This is a genomic window from Xanthomonas boreopolis (assembly GCF_046529185.1).
GTDB classification, from domain to species: Bacteria; Pseudomonadota; Gammaproteobacteria; order Xanthomonadales; family Xanthomonadaceae; genus Pseudomonas_S; species Pseudomonas_S boreopolis.
The window spans coordinates 2,904,814-2,923,601 of sequence record NZ_CP097162.1; the positions used below are offsets into that span (position 1 = coordinate 2,904,814).

16 protein-coding genes are annotated in these 18,788 nt (G+C 71.5%); 8 read left to right on the forward strand and 8 right to left on the reverse strand.

Annotated features, from left to right (window positions below):
- Positions 1-211 precede the first annotated feature (211 nt).
- The 3 genes from M3M27_RS13080 to M3M27_RS13090 all read left to right on the forward strand — a co-directional run bounded on the left by M3M27_RS13080 (position 212) and on the right by M3M27_RS13090 (position 4,146).
- On the forward strand, positions 212-763 hold the full coding sequence (locus M3M27_RS13080) for a YaeQ family protein (RefSeq protein WP_434025904.1): 552 nt from the start codon (positions 212-214) through the stop codon (positions 761-763).
- Entirely contained in the window at positions 760-1,941 is a 1,182-nt protein-coding gene (locus M3M27_RS13085; protein WP_140720143.1) for an NAD(P)/FAD-dependent oxidoreductase, read from the forward strand. The genes M3M27_RS13080 and M3M27_RS13085 overlap by 4 nt, the downstream gene beginning before the upstream one ends.
- Before the next feature lie 138 nt (positions 1,942-2,079).
- On the forward strand, positions 2,080-4,146 hold the full coding sequence (locus tag M3M27_RS13090; protein WP_434025905.1) for an EAL domain-containing protein: 2,067 nt from the start codon (positions 2,080-2,082) through the stop codon (positions 4,144-4,146).
- 65 nt (positions 4,147-4,211) lie between these two features.
- Here M3M27_RS13090 and htpX read toward each other — a convergent pair whose 3' ends face one another.
- Positions 4,212-5,090: a protease HtpX gene (htpX, locus tag M3M27_RS13095; protein ID WP_140720139.1), complete on the reverse strand. Its 879-nt coding sequence runs from the start codon at positions 5,088-5,090 to the stop codon at positions 4,212-4,214.
- Positions 5,091-5,190: 100 nt separating this feature from the next.
- Here htpX and gluQRS point away from each other — a divergent pair, with 100 nt between their 5' ends.
- From gluQRS to phaR, 3 genes are all read left to right on the forward strand, one after another.
- The gene (gene gluQRS / locus M3M27_RS13100) at positions 5,191-6,060 is read left to right on the forward strand and encodes a tRNA glutamyl-Q(34) synthetase GluQRS (RefSeq protein ID WP_434025906.1); all 870 of its coding nucleotides are present in this window, start codon (positions 5,191-5,193) and stop codon (positions 6,058-6,060) included.
- Positions 6,061-6,158: 98 nt separating this feature from the next.
- A complete protein-coding gene (locus M3M27_RS13105; protein ID WP_434025907.1) occupies positions 6,159-6,899 on the forward strand; it encodes a beta-ketoacyl-ACP reductase in 741 nt (246 codons plus the stop codon).
- Positions 6,900-7,061: 162 nt separating this feature from the next.
- Positions 7,062-7,589, forward strand: coding sequence for a polyhydroxyalkanoate synthesis repressor PhaR (gene phaR / locus M3M27_RS13110; protein ID WP_140720133.1), 528 nt, complete (start codon positions 7,062-7,064; stop codon positions 7,587-7,589).
- Positions 7,590-7,658: 69 nt separating this feature from the next.
- Here the strand turns inward: phaR and M3M27_RS13115 are convergent, their stop codons facing one another.
- The 4 genes from M3M27_RS13115 to M3M27_RS13130 form a co-directional block, all read right to left on the reverse strand.
- Positions 7,659-8,687, reverse strand: a complete 1,029-nt coding sequence (locus tag M3M27_RS13115) for a TraB/GumN family protein (protein ID WP_434028019.1) — start codon at positions 8,685-8,687, stop codon at positions 7,659-7,661.
- A complete protein-coding gene (locus M3M27_RS13120; protein ID WP_434025908.1) occupies positions 8,687-9,640 on the reverse strand; it encodes a DUF1684 domain-containing protein in 954 nt (317 codons plus the stop codon). The genes M3M27_RS13115 and M3M27_RS13120 overlap by 1 nt, the downstream gene beginning before the upstream one ends.
- Positions 9,641-9,642: 2 nt before the next feature.
- Entirely contained in the window at positions 9,643-11,478 is a 1,836-nt protein-coding gene (gene mutL / locus M3M27_RS13125) for a DNA mismatch repair endonuclease MutL (RefSeq protein WP_434025909.1), read from the reverse strand.
- A gap of 99 nt (positions 11,479-11,577) precedes the next feature.
- Positions 11,578-13,008: a PLP-dependent aminotransferase family protein gene (locus M3M27_RS13130; RefSeq protein ID WP_434025910.1), complete on the reverse strand. Its 1,431-nt coding sequence runs from the start codon at positions 13,006-13,008 to the stop codon at positions 11,578-11,580.
- Between the two features lie 122 nt (positions 13,009-13,130).
- Between M3M27_RS13130 and M3M27_RS13135 the strand changes: the two genes are divergently transcribed.
- On the forward strand, positions 13,131-14,000 hold the full coding sequence (locus M3M27_RS13135) for a DMT family transporter (protein ID WP_256661868.1): 870 nt from the start codon (positions 13,131-13,133) through the stop codon (positions 13,998-14,000).
- Positions 14,001-14,010: 10 nt separating this feature from the next.
- On the opposite strand, the gene M3M27_RS13140 is transcribed toward M3M27_RS13135, so the two are convergent.
- The 3 genes from M3M27_RS13140 to M3M27_RS13150 form a co-directional block, all read right to left on the reverse strand.
- A complete protein-coding gene (locus M3M27_RS13140) occupies positions 14,011-15,585 on the reverse strand; it encodes an N-acetylmuramoyl-L-alanine amidase (protein ID WP_434025911.1) in 1,575 nt (524 codons plus the stop codon).
- An 82-nt stretch (positions 15,586-15,667) separates the two neighbouring features.
- Complete coding sequence (gene tsaE / locus M3M27_RS13145; protein ID WP_434025912.1) at positions 15,668-16,150, reverse strand: tRNA (adenosine(37)-N6)-threonylcarbamoyltransferase complex ATPase subunit type 1 TsaE; 483 nt, start codon at positions 16,148-16,150, stop codon at positions 15,668-15,670.
- A complete protein-coding gene (locus tag M3M27_RS13150; protein WP_140720121.1) occupies positions 16,147-17,631 on the reverse strand; it encodes an NAD(P)H-hydrate dehydratase in 1,485 nt (494 codons plus the stop codon). Before M3M27_RS13150 ends, tsaE begins: the two co-directional genes overlap by 4 nt.
- 72 nt (positions 17,632-17,703) lie before the next feature.
- Here M3M27_RS13150 and queG point away from each other — a divergent pair, with 72 nt between their 5' ends.
- Complete coding sequence (queG, locus tag M3M27_RS13155) at positions 17,704-18,786, forward strand: tRNA epoxyqueuosine(34) reductase QueG (protein ID WP_434025913.1); 1,083 nt, start codon at positions 17,704-17,706, stop codon at positions 18,784-18,786.
- The last annotated feature ends 2 nt before the right edge of the window (positions 18,787-18,788 follow it).

The following is an 18,788-nucleotide window of genomic DNA, read 5'->3' on the forward strand; positions in this document are numbered from 1 at the left end:
TGTGGGTAAAGCGGAACGATGGAGCGGATCGGATGATCGGCAGCACCAGGCCACGATTCACGGTGACCCTAGCAAACACAGTGGCGCGCACATTACTAGGGTTTTCGGGAAAAAGCGACTCCCGCACGTTCATCTTCCCGACCGGGCCCGGTCCCGGGTGGCCCGGGCGGCGGCCGCGCGTATCATGCCGCCCTTTGCCGCAGGCATCCCGATGGCCCTCACCGCCACCATTCGCAAGGCCGAACTGCAGATAAGCGACCTGGACCGTGGCTACTACGCCACCCACAACCTGACCCTGGCCCAGCACCCCTCCGAGACCGATGAGCGCCTGATGGTGCGGCTGCTGGCGTTCGCCCTGTTCGCGCGCGAGCGGCTGGAGTTCGGCAAGGGCCTGAGCACCGACGACGAACCGGACCTGTGGCAGCGCGACTACACCGGCGAGATCGCGCTGTGGATCGACCTTGGCCAGCCGGACGAGTCGCGCGTGCGCAAGGCCTGCAACCGCGCCGCCGAGGTGGCGGTGGTCAACTACGGCGGCAACGCCGCCGAGATGTGGTGGAAGAAGTACCGCCCGGCGCTGGCGCGCTTCGCCAACCTGCAGGTGATCGACATCGACGCCGGCAGCGTCGAGGCGCTGGGCGGCCGGATCCAGCGCGGCATGCGCCTGAACGTGCTGATCCAGGACGGCGAGGTGCAGCTGATCGGCGAGGACGGCGACGTGCTGAGCATCGTCCCGGCCACGCGCAAGGCCGCCTCGGCATGAGCGTCGCCTGCGACGTGCTGGTGATCGGCGCCGGCGCGGCCGGGCTGATGGCGGCGCTGACCGCCGGCCAGCGCGGGCGCCGCGTCCAGGTGGTCGAGCACGCCAACAAGGTCGGCAAGAAGATCCTGATGTCCGGCGGCGGGCGCTGCAATTTCACCAACACCGGCACCTCCCCGGCCAACTTCATCTCCGCCAACCCGCACTTCTGCAAGTCGGCGCTGGCGCGCTTCACCCCTTCCGACTTCCTCGGCATGGTCGAGCGCCATGGCATCGCCTGGCACGAGAAGGAGCTGGGCCAGCTGTTCTGCGACGTCTCCTCCAAGCTGATCGTGAAGATGCTGGTCGACGAATGCCAGGCCGCCGGCGTGCAGATCCGCACGCATTGCGCCGTCACCGGCATCGAGCGCGGCAGCGAGGGCTTCGTCGTGGACACCGCCCAGGGCCGGTTCCTGTGCCGGTCGCTGGTGGTGGCGACCGGCGGCCTGTCGATCCCCAGCCTCGGCGCGACCGGCTTCGGCTACGAGATCGCCCGCCGCTTCGGCCACGAGGTGCTGCCGACCCGCGCCGGGCTGGTGCCGCTGACCTTGTCCGGCAAGCACCAGGAGCGCCTTCGGGACCTGTCGGGCGTCGCGGTGCCGGTGGAAGCCAGCTGCCATGGCGTCGGCTTCCGCAATTTCATGCTGCTGACCCACCGCGGCGTCAGCGGCCCGGCGATCCTGCAGATCTCCTCCTACTGGCAGCCGGGCGACGACCTGCGCCTGGACCTGCTGCCCGGCCTGGATGCCGGTCAATGGCTGCGCGAGCAGAAGAGGACGCGCGGGGCCTCCGAGCTGCGCACCGTGCTGGGCGACGTGCTGCCACGCCGCTTCGCCCAGCGCCTGTGCGAGGTCTGGCTGCCGGACAAGCCGGTCCGCCAGCTGGACGAGCGCGAACTGCGTGCCGCGGCCGAGCTGCTGTCCGCCTGGCCGCTGGTGGCCAGCGGCACCGAGGGCTACCGCACCGCCGAGGTCACGCTGGGCGGCGTGTCCACCGACCAGGTCTCGTCCTCGACCATGGAGTCGCGCCGCGTGCCGGGCCTGTACTTCGTCGGCGAGGTGCTGGACGTCACCGGCTGGCTGGGCGGCTACAACTTCCAGTGGGCCTGGGCCTCGGGCCATGCCGCCGGCGAGGCGGCCTAGGGCCAGGATCGGGAATTCGGGATGGGATGTGCGAACGACGTCGCTTTTCGCGGCTCCCCGGTCCCGGATCCCCCATCCCTCTCAATGGACTCCGATGCACCCGATCATGTATTAAACCCCGTCCCCGGGGAGACCTGAATGCAGAACGGCAAAGACCTCACGCTCCGCCTGATGATCGTCGACGACAGCGGAGAGAGCGCGGAGGGCATCGTCACCCATCTGCGCAACAGCGGCATCGCGGTGCGCCCCTCGCGCCCGCAGAACGCGGAGGACATGGCAACGATGCTGGGCGGCCAGATCGACCTGGTGCTCGCCGCCCGTTCCCTAGCCATCCCGATGCCGGCCCTGCAGCAACGCATCGCCGCCAGCGGCAAGGACGTGCCGCTGGTCCTGCTCGCCGACCGCATCGACGAGGACGAATGGGTCGAGGCCGCCGCGCACGGCGTCCGCGCGATCGCGCTGCGCCAGCGCCCCGAACACCTGCTGGCGGTGGTCCGCAGGGAATGGGCCGACCTGCTCGCCCGCCGCGACCTGCGCCGGATCGAGGCGCAGATGCGCGAGACCGAGCGCCGCTGCGACGCGCTGATCGCCTCCTCGCGCGACCCGATCGCCTACGTCCACGAAGGCATGCACATCCGCGCCAACGACGCCTACCTGGAGATGTTCGGGTTCGAGTCGTTCGAGGACGTGGAAGGCATCTCGCTGCTGGACATGATCGCCCCGCAGCACGTCGAGGATTTCAAGCAGCTGCTCAAGTCGATGTCGCGCGGCGAGCCGCCGCCGGCGCAGTACAAGGTCGATGCGCGCACGCTGGAAGGCGGCACGTTCCCGGCGACGATGGAGTTCGCCACCGCCACCTACGAGGGCGAGGCCTGCGTCCAGGTGGTGTTCCGCAAGCGCGAGGAGCTGGACCCGGAACTGGCGCGCGAGGTCGAGGAACTGCGCCAGCGCGACGCCGTCACCGGGCTGCTCAACCGCCCGACCTTCATGATGGCGCTGGAGAACGCGGTGGCCCAGGCCAGCCGCGGCGGCCGGCAGTCCGGCTTCCTGCTGATCGAACCCGACCACTACGCCCGCATCCTGCCGGAGATCGGCCTGGACTCGGCCGATGCGCTGATCGCGGCGATGGCCCGCTACCTGGCCTCCTTGCTGGACGAGGACGTCACCGTCGCCCGCTTCGGCGAGAACAGCTTCGCCGTCCTCATGGAAGGCGACTATCTGCGCGCCACCACCACCGCCGAGCGGGTCCGCGAGGCGTTCGCCCAGCACGTGTTCGCGATCGGCGACCGGTCGGTCACGGTCACGGTGAGCATCGGCGGGGTCCAGATCGGCGAGAAGATCGCCAGCATCGGCCAGGTGCTCAAGCGCGGCGCGGAGTGCGTGCGCTCCTGCGTCGAGCTGGGCGGCAACGGCCTGGACATCTTCGATCCCAGCGCGGTCGATCGCGCCGAGGAAGAACGCATCCAGCGCTGGCTGGAGCAACTGCGCGACGCGCTGCGCGGCAACGGCTTCCTGCTGCACTACCAGCCCGTGCTCAACCTCCAGGGCGAACCGCTGGAGCTGTACCAGGGCTTCCTGCGCCTGGAGCGCAACGGCGAGCTGGTGCCGCCGTCGGTGTTCCTGGACATCGCCGAGGAGCACGGCCTGATCGCCGACATCGACCTGTGGGTGGTGGAACGGGCGATCAAGGCGATCGGCGAACGCCAGCGCGCCGGCCATGCCACCCACGTGATGGTGCGGATCGGCCCGGAGTCGTTCGCCAACCCGCGCATGCTCGCGACGATCCGCGAACAGCTTGCCGCCCAGCGCGTGCCGGGCGAGCGGCTGTGGCTGCAAGTCCAGGAATCGAAGGTGTTCACCCACCTCAAGAACGCGCAGCAGTTCCTCGCCGAGGTCGCCGCGTTCGGCTGCAAGGTCGGGCTGGAGCAGTTCGGTTCTGGCCTGGATTCCTTCCAGTTGCTGGCGCATTTCCGCCCGAGCTTCCTGCGCCTGGACCGCGGCATCAGCGCCGAGGTCGCGAGCAGCAAGGAAAGCCAGGACAAGATCCGCGAGATCACCGGGCGGGCCGGCAGCGCCGGCATCGTGACCGTGACCGAGTTCGTCGCCGATGCCGCCTCGATCAGCGCCCTGTTCAGCGCCGGCGTGGATTACGTGCAAGGCGACTTCGTCGCACCGGCGAGCCCGGCGATGAACTTCGAATTCTGATCCCGACGTTCCTGCCTGGTCCCGGTCCCGAAAGCGAAGGGCCCGCAAACGCGGGCCTTCGTCGGTCAGACCACCGTGCCGTTGGCGGCACGCAGCGCGGCGATGCGCTCGGGCAGCGGCGGATGGCTCAGGAACAGCTTGCGCAGGCCGTCGCCGACGCCGCCGGCGATGCCGAACGCCGCGATCTGGTTCGGCAGCGTGCTCTGGCCATGGTTGAGCTGCAGGCGCTCCAGCGCCGCGATCATCTTCTGGCGGCCGGCCAGCTGGGCGCCGCCCGCGTCGGCGCGGAACTCGCGCCGGCGCGAGAACCACATCGCGATCATCGTCGCGAACAGGCCGAACACCATCTCCAGCACGAACACGATGATGTAGTAGGCGAAGCCGCGGCCGCCGTCGCGGTTGCCGGACATCGCGCTGTCCACCACGCCGCCGACCACGCGCGCCAGCACGATCACGAAGGTATTGAGCACGCCCTGCAACAGCGCCATCGTCACCATGTCGCCGTTGGCCACGTGCGCGATCTCGTGGCCCAGTACCGCCTCGGCCTCGTCCTCGGTCATGTTGTGCAGCAGGCCGGTGGACACCGCCACCAGGGCGTTGTTGCGGTTGGCGCCGGTGGCGAAGGCGTTGATCTCCGGGCCTTCGTAGACCGCCACTTCCGGCATGCCGATGCCGGCGGCCTGGGCCTGGCGGCGCACCGTCTCGAGCAGCCAGCGCTCGGTGGGATTGCGCGGCTCGGTGATGACCTGCGCGCCGGTGGAGCGCTTGGCCATGAACTTGGACATCAGCAGCGAGATGAAGGAGCCGCCGAAGCCGAAGATCGCCGCCATGACCAGCAGGCCGCTCATCTGCGACGGGTTCACGCCCAGCAGCGACATCACCACGCTGGCGAGGACCAGCACCGCGAAGTTGGTGAGGAGGAAAAGGGCGATACGGTTGAACATGGAAGCGCAGGCTCCGCCTGGATGAATGGATGGATACCGCGAATCTGCGGGGTGGCAGGCTTGAAATCAAGACGGAACCTGACTGACGATTCAGCCAGTCATGACCCCGGTTCCTTACCGCGGCCGGTTCGCGCCCTCGCCCACCGGCCCGCTTCACTTCGGCTCGTTGCTGGCGGCGCTCGGCAGCTGGTTGCTGGCCCGCCATGCCGGCGGCGAATGGCGGGTGCGGATCGAGGACGTCGATCCGCCGCGTACCGTCCCCGGCGCCGCCGACGCCCAGCTGCGCACGCTGCACGCGTTCGGGCTGCACCCGGACGGCGCGGTCGTGCGCCAGAGCGAGCGCCACGGGCTGTACCAGGCCGCGCTCGAGCGGCTGCTGCACGATGGCCTGGCCTTCGCCTGCGGGTGCAGCCGCAGCGAGCTCGCCGCGGCCGGCGGCATCCACCACCGCTGCGTCGCCCCCGCCGCGCCCGCGCGCCGGGCGGTGCGGCTGCGGGTAGCGCCCGGGAGCCGCGCCGGCTTCGTCGATGGCCTGCAGGGGCCGGTCGAGCAGGACGTGTACGCCGAGGTCGGCGACTTCGTGCTGCGCCGCGCGGACGGCTACTGGGCCTACCAGCTGGCGGTGGTCGTGGACGATGCCGACCAGGGCATCACCGACGTGGTGCGCGGCGCCGACCTGCTGGACTCCACGCCCAGGCAGATCCTGCTGCACGAGGCGCTCGGCCTGCCGATCCCGCGCTATCTGCACCTGCCGCTGGTGCTGGACGCCGCCGGCCACAAGCTTTCCAAGTCGGACGCCGCGCGGCCGCTGGACGATGCGGACCCCGCCCCCGCGCTGCGCCGCGCCTGGGGCTGCCTGGGCCAGGACGCGGCGGTCCTGGCCGGCCAGGCCGCGCCGGAGCGGATGCTGCAGCGCATGCTGCAACATTTCAGGCCGGAACGAATTCCGCGCACGCTGTCGCGCGCCTGACGCGCCGCCGGTCCGGCCGGGCCCGTATCCGCCGCAAAGCGCGCGACACGCTCTAGAATCGCCGGTCCCCTCCCGTCGCTTCCCTGGAGCATCCCCGCATGACATCCCGCGTCGTACTGGTCACCGGCGGCACCGGCGGCATCGGCACCGCCATCTGCAAGCGCCTGGCCGACCAAGGGCACCGGATCGCCACCAACTACCGCGACGAGGAAAAGGCGCGGCAATGGCAGCAGCGCATGCGCGCGGACGACTACGACATCGCGCTGTTCCGCGGCGACGTCGCCTCGCCGGAACATGCGCGCGCGCTGGTCGCCGACGTGGAAGCCGGGCTGGGCCCCGTCGAGGTGCTGGTCAACAACGCCGGCATCACCCGCGACACCACATTCCACCGCATGACCCCCGAGCAATGGCACGAGGTCATCAACACCAATCTCAACTCGGTGTTCAACGTCACCCGCCCGGTGATCGAGGGCATGCGCAAGCGCGGCTGGGGGCGGATCATCCAGATCAGCTCGATCAACGGCCTGAAGGGCCAGTACGGGCAGGCCAACTACGCGGCGGCCAAGGCCGGCATGCATGGCTTCACCATCTCGCTGGCGCGCGAGAACGCCGCGTTCGGCATCACGGTCAACACCGTCTCGCCCGGCTACGTCGCCACCGACATGGTGATGGCGGTGCCGGAGGAAGTGCGCGCCAAGATCATCGCGGACATCCCGACCGGCCGCCTCGGCAAGCCGGAGGAAATCGCCTACGCGGTCGCGTTCCTGGTCGCCGAGGAAGCCGCCTGGATCACCGGCTCCAACCTCGACATCAACGGCGGCCACCACATGGGCTGGTGAGCGCCGATGCTGCACCCGGCGCAACACGCTGAAATCGCGGCGGAATCCATGCTGCGCAGCATGCCCGGCGCCGGGAACCGCCGGCCGCCCTGACTTTCGTTGGTTGCAAGCGCTGCTGCGCTGCGCCATCCTGAGCGCCTGACCGTCACGAGTAACCGCTCCATGGCTGGACTGCGCATCATCAAGAAGTACCCGAACCGCCGCTTGTACGATACGGAGATCTCCAGCTACATCACGATCGAGGACGTGCGGCAGCTGATCATCGACGGCGAGGAGTTCGAGGTGCGCGACGCCAAGAGCGGCGAGGACCTGACCCGTTCAGTGTTGCTGCAGATCATCGCCGACCAGGAATCCGACGGCGAGCCGATGCTCTCGACCCAGCTGTTGAGCCAGATCATCCGCTTCTACGGCGATTCGCTGCAGGGCTTCATGGGCAACTACCTGGAGCGCAGCATGCAGGTGTTCCTGGAGCAGCAGCAGCAGTTCCGCCAGCAGATGGGCAACCTGCTGGGCCAGACGCCGTGGGCGATGATGAACCAGCTCACCGAGCGCAACCTGGAGCTGTGGCAGGAATTCCAGCGCAGCTTCAGCGCCGGCTTCGGGCGCCCGACCGGCACCGGGAGCGGCGGCTCCACCCCGCCCCCGGGCACGACCGGCCCGACCGGCAAGACCCGCAGCGGCGGCCGCTGAAACAGGAGTCTGTCGCGCCCGCGCGCGAAGCGCGGCCGTCCCCGCACGCATCGCGAAACCCCTGCCGGTTCACCTTCGCTGGCGCGCGGCGGCGCGTTCGCCGTCGCCGCTGCCCTCGCTTCCCTGCGGCGCGACCCGCTCCACCGCATAACCGCGCGCGCGCAGCTTTTCGACCACGCCGTCCTCGCCGAGCAGGTGCAGCGCACCGACCACCACCATCGCGTTGCCGCGCGATGGCGCCGCCTGCAGCATCCGCTCCAGGCGCGGCACCCAGCGATCGTTGCGCTCGACATTGATGCGGCGATAGAGCGCCGGGTACTGCCTGCGCATGTCCTGGGCCATTTCCTTCCAGAGCACGTCCGCGTCGCCGCGGCGCCAGGCATCGTGCAGGCGCCGGGTCTGGCCGGCGTCGCCATCCGCGTCGTCGAGCGCTTCGGCCAGCATCTGCCGCTGTTCCTCCGGCGACATCCCGGCCAACAGCGCGATCTGCTCGTCAGCGCGCTCCAGCCCGATGGCCGGCTTGCCGGCCTTGAGCGCCAGCTGCATGAAGTGCCGGTCCAGCCCCAGGGCCGGGTCCATGCCCTGCGAGGTCATCGCCGCGATGCTGATCGTCAATCCCACGAACCATGCCTGGTAGGTCTGCAACAGCTCCGGCGACAGGCCGCGGCGCGCGGCATACGCCTGCAGTTTCTGCCAGGTCGGCGCATCCAGTTCCTGCCGCAGCGAGGAGCCGTCCTTGCGCAGTCCGGCCTGCATCATCTTCCTGCCCAGGTCGGGCGAATCGACCTCGTCCGGGGCGAGCTCGAACACCAGCCTGCGCGCATCGGCGAAGGCGCGATCGACCTCGGGCGACAAGGGGTAGTCGTCCGGCTTGAGCAGGTGGAACGAGCCCAGCAGGTACAGGTGCGCGTCGCCCTTGCTGACCTTCCACAACAACGGCACCGGCGGGCGATGCGCGGCGTTCTCCGCCCGGGCGACGGCCGGCGCTCCCGCCGCAACCAGCCACAGCAACAGGCACATCCACGCCACCGCCCATCCAGGGCGGCGCCCATTGCTGGCCCACGCACGCCGCAGCACCGCCGCCGGCAGGCCCCGCATCATGGCGCGCCCGCTCCGGCGTGCGGCTTGCGGTAGTTCTTCTCGCCCGCGGCGACCGCCAGGTCCAGCCGGTTCTCCGGCGGCGGCAGCGGACAGGTGGCGAACGGCGTGAACGCGCACGGCGGGTTGTAGGCGCGGTTGAAGTCGAGCACCACCCTGCCCTGCGCGTCCGGCGCGCCCGCGTCGATGAAGCGGCCCGCCGGGTAGCTGCCATGGCCGCTGGTGCGGTCGGCGAACACGATGAACAGCTCGTGCCCCGGCTCGCCGATCGCTTCCAGCCGGTAGGTCCTGCCGTTTTTCTCGAACTCGACCGCGCCGGCATTGGGCTGCTCGGTGGTGATGCCGACGATATCGACGATCGGGATCGTCTTGCCGGCCGGGTTCGGCACGAAGCGCGCCTCGACGCGCCATGCAGGGTCGGCCGGCCAGTAGTCCAGCCCGGCGAAGCGCACGCGCGAATCGGCGTCGGCGTGGCGTACCCGCAGCGCGCGCCGGTCGCCGCGCTGGATCAGGGTCAACCGCCCCTTGCCTTCGTCGAAGCCGATCGTGGTGGGGGCATCGTCGCGATCGCTGTAGAAACGGATGCGCCCGGCGAGCGGCTTGCCGTCCACGGTCAGCGCGGCGTGCTTCTCCGGGGTGAACCAGACCTTGTCGCCTTCCACCGAGACCAGCCCCATCTTGGCCGGCCCGACCGCGAGCCGGATGCCGCTGTCGGGGCTGCTGCCGATGTAGTGCGCCTTCAGTTCCAGCCAATGCAAGCCGACCAGGCTGGTCCAGCCGTCCGGCTTGCGCAATTCCTCCAGCCGCTGCTCGCGCCAGGCCAGCGTCTCGGCCAGGAACTGCCGGTCCAGCGCCTCGGCGGGCCGGGCCGGCTGCGGTGCGTCCTCACGGCCGCATCCGGCCAACGCGAGCAGCGCCAGCAGGCCCGCTCCCCATCCCCTGATCCGCACCATCGTCAACGCCCCCTGAGGAACCAGCGGTCGATCTCCGCCAGCGTGAACCGCGCCCAGGTCGGGCGCCCGTGATTGCATTGCCCCGAACGTTCGGTCGCTTCCATGTCGCGCAGCAGGGCGTTCATTTCCGGAATCGTGAGCCGGCGGTTGGCGCGCACCGCGCCATGGCAGGCCATGGTCGACAGCAGCTCGTCGCGCGCGCTCGCCACGCGCCGGCTCTGGCCATGTTCGCGCAGGTCGCCGAGCACGTCCCGCAGCAGCGCCTCCGGCTCGGCATGGGCGAGCAGCGCGGGGATGCTGCGCACGTGCAGCGACCCCGGGCCGCTGCGGGTCACTTCGAACCCGAGCTGCGCCAGCGTCTCCGCCTCGCGTTCGGCGACGTCGGCCTCTCGCTCGCCCACCGCGAGCGTGATCGGCACCAACAGCGGCTGCGCGCGCAGGCCGATGCCGTCGTGTGCGCTCTTCAGGCGCTCGTAGCCGATGCGCTCGTGGGCGGCGTGCATGTCGACGACGATCAGGCCCTCGGCGTTCTCCGCCAGGATGTAGATGCCATGCAATTGCGCGATCGCATAGCCCAATGGCGGCACCCCGCTGGCCTCGTCGGTCGGCGGCAGGCCCACCTGCGCCACGCCGATGCCCGGCGACGGCGCGGCCTCGGCAACGGGGTTCTCCGGCGGCGCATACAAGGCCGCGTAGGCCGCGGGAGCATCGGCCACGCGCAGGCCGAGCGGCGATTGCGTGGGCTTCCACTGCGGCGGCGCGCCGCCGCCGCCCTGGAATGCCGGGGCCGCGAACGTGGCGCCGCCCGCGGCTTCCGCGGCATGGGCCGCGACCGGCGTGGTGCCGGCGCGGGTCTGCGCCAGGGCATCCTGCAAGGTGCGGTAGACGAAATCGTGGATCAAGCGCGCGTCGCGGAAGCGCACCTCGTGCTTGGCCGGGTGCACGTTGACGTCCACCCGCGACGGGTCCAGTTCGAGGAACAGCACGTAGGCCGGCTGGCGGCCGTGGTAGAGCACGTCGCCGTAGGCCATCTTGACCGCGTGCGCGACGCTGCGGTCGCGCACCGAGCGCCCGTTGACGTACAGATACTGCTGGTCGGCGCTGGCGCGCGAGTAGTGCGGCTGGGCGATCCAGCCGTGCAGGCGCAGGCCGGCGCCGCTGTGGTCCACCCGCAGCGCCTGCCGCGCGAAGTCCTCGCCCAGCGTCTCGGCCAGGCGCACGTCCGAATACAGGTCGCCGGGCTTGTAGCGGCGCGACGGCTTGCCGTTGTGCGACACCCGCAGCTCGACGTCCGGGCGCGCCAGCGCCAGCGAACGCAGCCACTCCTCGATATGGCCCAGCTCGGTGCGCTCGGCGCGCAGGAACTTGCGGCGGGCCGGCACGTTGTAGAACAGCTCGCGCACCTCCACCGTGGTGCCGGGCGCATGCGCGCGCGGCGCGACCTCGCCGACCTTGCCGCCCTCCACCTGCAATGCGGCGCCATGCTCGTCCTGCGGGCGGCGCGAGGCCAGGGTGAAGCGGCTCACCGAGGCGATCGACGGCAGCGCCTCGCCGCGGAAGCCCAGCGTCGCCACCGATTCCAGGTCGTCGAGCGAGGCGATCTTGCTGGTGGCATGGCGCGACACCGCCAGCGGCAGTTCCTCCGGCGCGATGCCGCCGCCGTTGTCGCGGATCCGGATCAGGCGCACCCCGCCCTCCTCCAGTTCGATGTCGACCCGGCTGGCGCCGGCGTCGATCGCGTTCTCCACCAGTTCCTTGACCACGGACGCGGGCCGCTCCACCACCTCGCCGGCGGCGATCTGGTTGATCAGGATCTCGGGCAGCTGGCGGATGCTCATCGCGCGCCTCCCTCGGTTGCCGGCGACGGGAGCGGAACGGGAGCGGGCGGGAAGTGGGGCATCGGTACTGCGTCCGGCGCGTCGCGCCGCCATCGGGAATCAATCCGGGATGATAGCCGAGCGCCCGGCGGTTCTTGCGCCCGGCCCGACGATGCGACGCAGTGTCTCCCAGATGCGCGGATCGCCGGACTGGGCGACATTGAAGCGCAGGAACGCCGGCGCGCCCGCGGAGACGCTGAACACGTCGCCGGGCGCCAGGACGATGTTCTCCGCGAGCGCCGCCTTCGCCACGTCCACCGCCCGCAGCCCTTCCGGCAGGCGGCACCAGAGATAGAAGCCGCCGCGCGGCATCAGCCAGGGCTCGATCCCGAGCGCGCGCAGCCGGGCGGCGACGTCGCGGCGCGCGCGCAGCAGCCGCAGGCGGAGCTGGTCCATGTGCTTGCGGTAGCCGCCACCGGCCAGCACGTGCGCGATCGTCTCGGCCGCCGCCGGGCCGGGTCCGCCGAAACCGGTGGCCACCTGCAGGTCGACCAGCGCCTCGACCCAGTCGGCGCGCGCGGCGATGTAGCCGCAGCGCAGCGAGGCCGACAGCGTCTTGGAGAAACTGCCGATCCGCACCACCCGGTCCAGCCCGTCCAGCGCGGCGAGCCGCGGCGACGGCTCCGGCTCGAAGTCGGCGAAGATGTCGTCCTCGACGATGGTCAGGCCATGCCTCGCCGCGGCGTTGAGCAGGCGGTGCGCGACCTGCGGCGAGAGCGTCGCCCCGGTCGGGTTGTGCAGCGCGGAGTTGGTGATGTACAGGCGCGGCCGCTCGGAGGCGAGGATGGCCTCGAAACGCGCCATGTCCGGCCCCGTGGGCGTGTACGGCACGCCCAGCAGGGCGACCTGGTGCACCCGCAGCAAGGCGCGGAAATTGAAGTAGCACGGATCGTCCACCAGCACGGTGTCGCCGGGCCGCAGCAGGAACCGGCAGACCAGGTCGAGCGCCTGGGTGCCGGATGCCGTCAACAGCAACTGGTTGGGGGCCGCCTCGATGCCTTCCGCGCCGAAGCGCGCCAGCAGCAGCCGGCGCAGCGCCGGCGCCCCTTGCGTGCCGCCGTAGTCGGTGAGCACCTCCGCGTCGGCGCGCGCGAGCGCGCGGAACGCGCTCCGCAGCGCTCCCGCCGGCATCCAGTCGGCCGGCAGCCAGCCGCACCCGGGCTTCAGCGCGCCGCGCTCCGCGTCCAGCGCCTGCCGCGACACCCAGAACGGATCGACGACGCGCTCCTGGACGCCCGCCTGCCGTGCCAGGTCCAGCGGCGGCAACGCCGAGGCGGCGATGTAGAAGCCCGAGCCGCGCCGGGCCTGGACCCAGCCTTCCGCCGCCAGCCGGTCGTAGGCCTCCACGACGGTCGCGGGCGATACCGCCATCGCATCCGCCAGGCTGCGGATCGACGGCAGGCGATCGCCCGCGGCGAAGGCGCGGCTGGCGATCTTCGCGCGGATCTGCTCCATCACCGCGGCCGTCTTCGCGCCGGTACGCTCCGCCATCGTCAGGTCCAGGTGTATCCCTCGCGGGACCGATACAGTTCGGGCAGATTGTATTGGATCGTCGCTGTTCGCGGCGGTCCGGCGATCGCTAGAGTCGCGCTCCACTCCAGGAGACCGGCGGCATGAGCGACACCAGGACGATGATCGATGGCTGGGGCAGCGGGCTGCTCGGCGTGGCCATCTTCAGCGGCTCGCTGCCGGCCACGCGCGTGGCGATCGCCGGCTTCCCGCCCATGTTCCTGACCTCGGCGCGCGCGCTGATCGCCGGGCTGCTGGGTGGCGCCCTGCTCCTCCTGCTGCGCCAGGCGCGGCCGGCGCGCCGGGACCTGGCGCCGTTGGCGATCGTCATGGCCGGCGTGGTGATCGGCTTCCCGTTGCTGACCGCGCTCGCCCTGCAGCACATCACCTCGGCGCGCTCGATCGTCTTCGTCGGCCTGCTGCCGCTGGCCACCGCGATCTTCGCGGTGTTGCGCGGCAACGAACGCCCCAAGCCGCTGTTCTGGGCCTTCTCGCTCCTGGGCAGCGCCACCGTCGTCGGCTTCGCGCTGTCCAACGGCACGGCCGCTTCCGCGGCGGGCGACCTGCTGATGGTCGCCGCGATCGTGCTGTGCGGGCTCGGCTACGCCGAGGGCGCCGTGCTCTCGCGACGCCTGGGCGGTTGGCAGGTCATCTCGTGGGCGCTCGTGCTGGCCCTGCCGGTCATGCTGCCGATCGCATGGGCGACCCTGCCCGGCAGCGCCGCGGGCATCGGCGCGCCGGCCTGGATCGGACTGGGCTACGTCTCGTTGTTCAGCATGCTGATCGGCTTCGTGTTCTGGTACCGCGGCCTTGCCCTCGGCGGGATCGCCAGCGTGGGCCAGCTGCAGCTGTTGCAACCGTTCCTCGGGCTGATGCTGGCCGGCTGGGTGCTGCGCGAACCGGTGGCCTGGAGCATGGTCCTCACCGCCGGCCTGGTGGTGGTCTTCGTGGCCCTGGCCAGGCGCTTCGCCTGACCCGGCAAGGTCAGCGGCTGCCGCCGGCGACGGTACCGGCCGCCGCCTCCGCCTCGGCCTGGGCGCGCGCGGCGTACAACGTGCCCGGCGGCGGCTGGCGGGTGAAGAAGGTATTGACGCCGTCCAGCACGGCGCTGGCCAGCCTGCGCTGGTAGGCCGGATCGGTCAGGCGCCGCTCTTCTTCCGGATTGGAGATGAAGGCCGTCTCCACCAGCATCGCCGGCATGTCCGAAGTGCGCAGCACCGCGAAGTTGGCGCGCTCCAGGTGCGGCTTGTGGTTGTTGCCGATCCGCTTGAGCCCGCCCAGCACGTGCCCGGCGGCATCCTCGGATGCCTTCATGTGGCCGCTCTGGGCGAGGTCGATCAGCACGTTGGCCAAGGTGTCCTCGGTCTGCTGCAGGCGCACGCCCCCGACCAGGTCGGCCGCATTCTCCTTGTCGGCCAGCCAGCGCGCGCGCTGCGACGACGCGCCCTTGGTCGAGAGCACGTACACGGAGGAGCCGCTGGCGCTGCGGTTCTCGGCGGCGTCGGCGTGGATCGAGATGAAGATGTCGGCACCGGCCGCGCGCGCCTTCTTGGCCCGCATCGGCAGCGGGATGAAGACGTCGCTGTCGCGGGTCAGGTAGGCCTTCAGGCCCGGCGTGGCATTGACCTGGCGCGCCAGTTCGCGCGCCACGGCCAGGGTCACGTCCTTCTCGCGCTTGCCGGTCGGGCCGATCGCGCCCGGGTCCTGGCCGCCGTGGCCGGGGTCGATCGCGACCACCAGCGGGCGCATGCCGGCCGCCATCTTCACCCGCGACGCCGCGCTCGGCATCACCGGGCGCGGCGCGATCTCGGGGTCCAGCGCATCGCCGCCAGGCGGGTCCGCCGGCGGTTTCGCCGCGGGCGCATTCGCCGCCACGGCAGCGCCGTTGAGGATCGCCGCGGGCGACGCGCCGGTGGCAGACGCCGATGCGGATGCGACGGCGGGCGGCGCGCCCGGTGTCGTCGCCGGCGTGGCGGGACGCGGTTCCGGCGCTGCCGGAGGCGGCGTCGCGGGAGCGGCCGTGGCGGCGCGCACCACCGAGGCCGTCAATGCCGAGGTGGCACGCGCGGCCTCGGCGCGCGCATCCGGCGCGACGGTCGCCGCGGCCGCGGGTTGGGGCTCGCCCTGGGCAAGCTTGGGCGCCGCCGCCGGGTCCGGCGAACCTTCGCCCGGCCACTCGATCACCAGCGTCGAACCGCTGCCGTTGCGCAGCATCTGCGGCTTGAACGCGACCACCGCACCGGCGAGGTCGAACACCACGCGGAAGGTGCCGGGCACCGGCTGGCCGGTCCGCACCGCGGTGACCACGCCGCCGGGCGCCGGCATCTTCAGCCCGCGCGCGGCGGCGGAATCGGGGAAATCGACCACCAGCCGGTTCGGGCCGGCCAGGGAAATGGTCTTGTAGCCGCCGCTGCCGGCCAGCTGGATCTCGGCGCGGGTACCGGTGCTGCCGCTGCTGAGCGACACGCCGCGGATCTCGCCCGCGTCCACGCCAAAACCCGCCGCGCCGAGGCTCGCGGCCAGCGCAAGAACGATGAATTGGCGATTCCCCAGGCTCATGGAGCCGGATTCAATCACCGCGGCATCGTAATTGCAATACGTTTTCCCTTAATAATCCGTAACCTGCCAAACCTTTCTAGCGTCAGCCGGCAGCAATGCCCTGCAACTCGGGCAACGCCCGGAGCCGATCCACCCAGGCCTGGCCGGTTTCGCTCTCGCCCCGCACCTGCAGGCGCCGCCCCTCGCCCGCCACCGCCAGGCACACCGTCAGGTCCACCGGCGGCAGCGCTCCCGCGCCGCGCTCGGGCCACTCGACCAGCCACAGGCTGGCGGTGCCCTCGTCCAGTCCCAGGAAATCCAGCTCTCCGGCCGCGCCGACGCGATACAGGTCCAGGTGCCAGGCCTCGCTGCCGTCGGCCAGCGGGTAGCGCTCGACCAGCGTATAGGTCGGGCTGCGGATCGCACCGGCGACCCCCAGCGCACGCAGCAGCGCCCGGGCCAAGGTGGACTTGCCGGCGCCCAGGTCGCCTTGCAGCTGCACCACGGCCTGCGCCGGCCGCGTGGCCGCCATCAGGCCGCCCAGGCGCTCGGTGGCCTCCGTGGAGGCGAGAAAACCTTCGATCATCGACGTATCCCGGGATTGGCGAGCCGCCGCAGTTCCGGCAGCAGATCGGTGGGAAGCAGGCCGCGCTCGCCCTGCTCAGCGGCCGCGTCGCCCGCGCAGGCATGCAGCAGTGCGCCGAGCGCGGCGGCATCGAACGGCGCATGGCCCTGGGCGATCAGCGCGGCGATCACGCCGGTCAGCAGGTCGCCCATGCCGCCTACCGCCATGCCCGGGTTGCCCGCGGCGACGATCCTCGGCGTGCGATGCGGGGCGGCGACGATCGTGCCGGCGCCCTTCAGCACGACCACGGCATCGAAGCGCGCGGCCAGCGATTCGGCCGCCGCCACGCGGTCGCGCTGGACCTGCGCGGCGGGAATGCCCGACAGGCGCCCGGCCTCGCCCGGATGCGGGGTCAGCACGGCGCCGGGAACCGGCCGCGGCGCGGCGGCCAGCAGGTTCAATCCGTCCGCGTCGATCACCAGCGGCTTGCCGGCGGCGAGCGCGAGTTGCCAAAGTCCCCGCGCCCAGTCGTCCTGCCCGAGTCCCGGCCCGACCGCGACCGCGTCCGCCTGCGCCAGCAGCGGCCGCAGCGCGTCGCCGTCCTCGACCGCGCGCGCCATCGCTTCCGGGCAGCGCGCCAGCAACGGCCCGACATGGCGCGCGCGGGTGGCAACGGCCACCAGCCCGGCGCCGCTGCGCAACGCCGCCTCCGCGGCGAGCATCGCCGCGCCGCCGGTGCCCTCGTTGCCGCCGATGCACAGGACCCGGCCGGATTCGCCCTTGTGGCTGTTGAGCCGGCGCGGCGGCAACCGATCGGCCAGTGCCGACGGGTCCCACGACTGCGCTCGCGGCGTCATCGCCGCGAGCGCCGAGGCCGGCACGTCGAGCCCATGCACGACCTTCTCGCCGACATGCTCCAGTGCGTCGCCGGTATACAGCCCGAGGTGCGGCACGATGAACTGCAGCGTCAGCTGCGCCCGGATCGCCGCGCCCGGGGCCACGCCGTGCTCGGCATCGACGCCGCTCGGCACGTCCAGGGCCAGCACCGGCGCACCGGCCCGGTTGATCGCCTCGACGAACCCGCTGCTGCCCTCGTCCAGTTCGCGATTGAGGCCGAGGCCGAACAGGGCGTCCACCAGCACGTCCTCGTCGCCCAGCCCGCACGGGAACAGCTCGACCCGGCCGCCGACGGCGAGATAGTCGGTGCAGGCGCGCTGGGCCAGCTCGGATGCCGGCCCGCGCTCGGGCAGGTGCACCACCCGCACGCGCCGGCCGGCCTGGTGCAGCAACCGCGCCAGCACGTAGCCGTCGCCGCCGTTGTTGCCGGTACCGCAGGCGACCGCGATCCGCCGCGCCCGCGGCCAGCGCTCCAGCAGCAATTCGCACGCCGCCGCCCCGGCGCGCTGCATCAGCACGTAGGGATCGCCGCCGAGCAGCGCGGTGGCCTGCGCGTCGATCATGCGCGCGGCGGCGGTGTCGTAGAGGTCCAGCGGCTCGAACATGCGGCGATTCTACCGTGCGAGTCCCTCGCAAAAGCCCGCACATCCATGTGCGGGGGATATAAGCTCTCCTGCATGTCCGCCGTCCTCGCCAACGCCGATCCGCACCGCGCCGCCGCGCGCATCCGCGCGCTCGCGCGCGAGGCCGGCTTCCAGCGCTGCGGCATCTCCGGCGTCGAACTCGGCGAGGACGAAGCGCACCTGCGCAGTTGGCTGGCCGAGGGCCTGTACGGGACCATGCACTGGATGGCCCAGCACGGCGACAAGCGCTCGCGCCCGCACGAGCTGGTGCCGGGCACGCTGCGCGTGGTCTCGGTCGGGCTCGACTACGGCCGCAGGGACGATCCGCAGGCCTGGGATACCCTCGCCGACGGCGAACGCGCCTACGTGGCGCGCTACGCGCTCGGCCGCGACTACCACAAGCTCATGCGTAACCGCCTGCAGAAGCTGGCCGAGAAGGTGCAGGCGGAGATCGGCCCGTTCGGCCACCGCGTGTTCGTCGATTCGGCGCCGGTGCTGGAACGCGCGCTCGCCCGCAATGCCGGCCTCGGCTGGATCGGCAAGCACACCTGCCTGATCGACCGGCAGGGCGGCTCCTGGTTCTTCCTCGGCGAGATCTACGTCGACCTGCCGCTGCCGATCGACGTGCCCGCCACCGCGCACTGCGGCACCTGCACGCGCTGCATCGACGTCTGCCCGACCCAGGCGATCGTCGCCCCGTACCGGCTCGACGCGCGCCGCTGCATCTCCTACCTGACCATCGAGCACGAGGGCGCGATCCCGGAGCACCTGCGCAAGCCGCTGGGCAACCGCATCTTCGGCTGCGACGATTGCCAGCTGGCGTGCCCCTGGAACAAGTTCGCCCGGCGCACCGACGAGCCGGACTTCCGCGCGCGCAACCGCCTGGACGAAGCCACGCTGCCGGAGCTGTTCGCCTGGGAGGAAGACGAGTTCCTGGGCCGCACCGAGGGCAGCCCGATCCGGCGCAGCGGCCACGAGCGCTGGCTGCGCAACATCGCGGTGGCGCTCGGCAACGCGCCCTCGACTCCCGCGGTGCTGGAGGCGCTGGCCTCGCGCCGCGAGCATCCCTCGGCGCTGGTGCGCGAGCACGTGCAGTGGGCGCTGGCGCAGCACGCCCCGCGCGTCGATGCGGGATAATC

Coding starts and splice junctions, on each gene's coding strand:
- M3M27_RS13080 (WP_434025904.1), top strand. CDS start 212: ATGGCCCTCACCGCCACCATTCGCAAGGCCGAACTGCAGATAAGCGAC.
- M3M27_RS13085 (WP_140720143.1), top strand. CDS start 760: ATGAGCGTCGCCTGCGACGTGCTGGTGATCGGCGCCGGCGCGGCCGGG.
- M3M27_RS13090 (WP_434025905.1), top strand. CDS start 2,080: ATGCAGAACGGCAAAGACCTCACGCTCCGCCTGATGATCGTCGACGAC.
- htpX (WP_140720139.1), bottom strand. CDS start 5,090: ATGTTCAACCGTATCGCCCTTTTCCTCCTCACCAACTTCGCGGTGCTG.
- gluQRS (WP_434025906.1), top strand. CDS start 5,191: ATGACCCCGGTTCCTTACCGCGGCCGGTTCGCGCCCTCGCCCACCGGC.
- M3M27_RS13105 (WP_434025907.1), top strand. CDS start 6,159: ATGACATCCCGCGTCGTACTGGTCACCGGCGGCACCGGCGGCATCGGC.
- phaR (WP_140720133.1), top strand. CDS start 7,062: ATGGCTGGACTGCGCATCATCAAGAAGTACCCGAACCGCCGCTTGTAC.
- M3M27_RS13115 (WP_434028019.1), bottom strand. CDS start 8,687: ATGCGGGGCCTGCCGGCGGCGGTGCTGCGGCGTGCGTGGGCCAGCAAT.
- M3M27_RS13120 (WP_434025908.1), bottom strand. CDS start 9,640: ATGGTGCGGATCAGGGGATGGGGAGCGGGCCTGCTGGCGCTGCTCGCG.
- mutL (WP_434025909.1), bottom strand. CDS start 11,478: ATGAGCATCCGCCAGCTGCCCGAGATCCTGATCAACCAGATCGCCGCC.
- M3M27_RS13130 (WP_434025910.1), bottom strand. CDS start 13,008: ATGGCGGAGCGTACCGGCGCGAAGACGGCCGCGGTGATGGAGCAGATC.
- M3M27_RS13135 (WP_256661868.1), top strand. CDS start 13,131: ATGAGCGACACCAGGACGATGATCGATGGCTGGGGCAGCGGGCTGCTC.
- M3M27_RS13140 (WP_434025911.1), bottom strand. CDS start 15,585: ATGAGCCTGGGGAATCGCCAATTCATCGTTCTTGCGCTGGCCGCGAGC.
- tsaE (WP_434025912.1), bottom strand. CDS start 16,150: ATGATCGAAGGTTTTCTCGCCTCCACGGAGGCCACCGAGCGCCTGGGC.
- M3M27_RS13150 (WP_140720121.1), bottom strand. CDS start 17,631: ATGTTCGAGCCGCTGGACCTCTACGACACCGCCGCCGCGCGCATGATC.
- queG (WP_434025913.1), top strand. CDS start 17,704: ATGTCCGCCGTCCTCGCCAACGCCGATCCGCACCGCGCCGCCGCGCGC.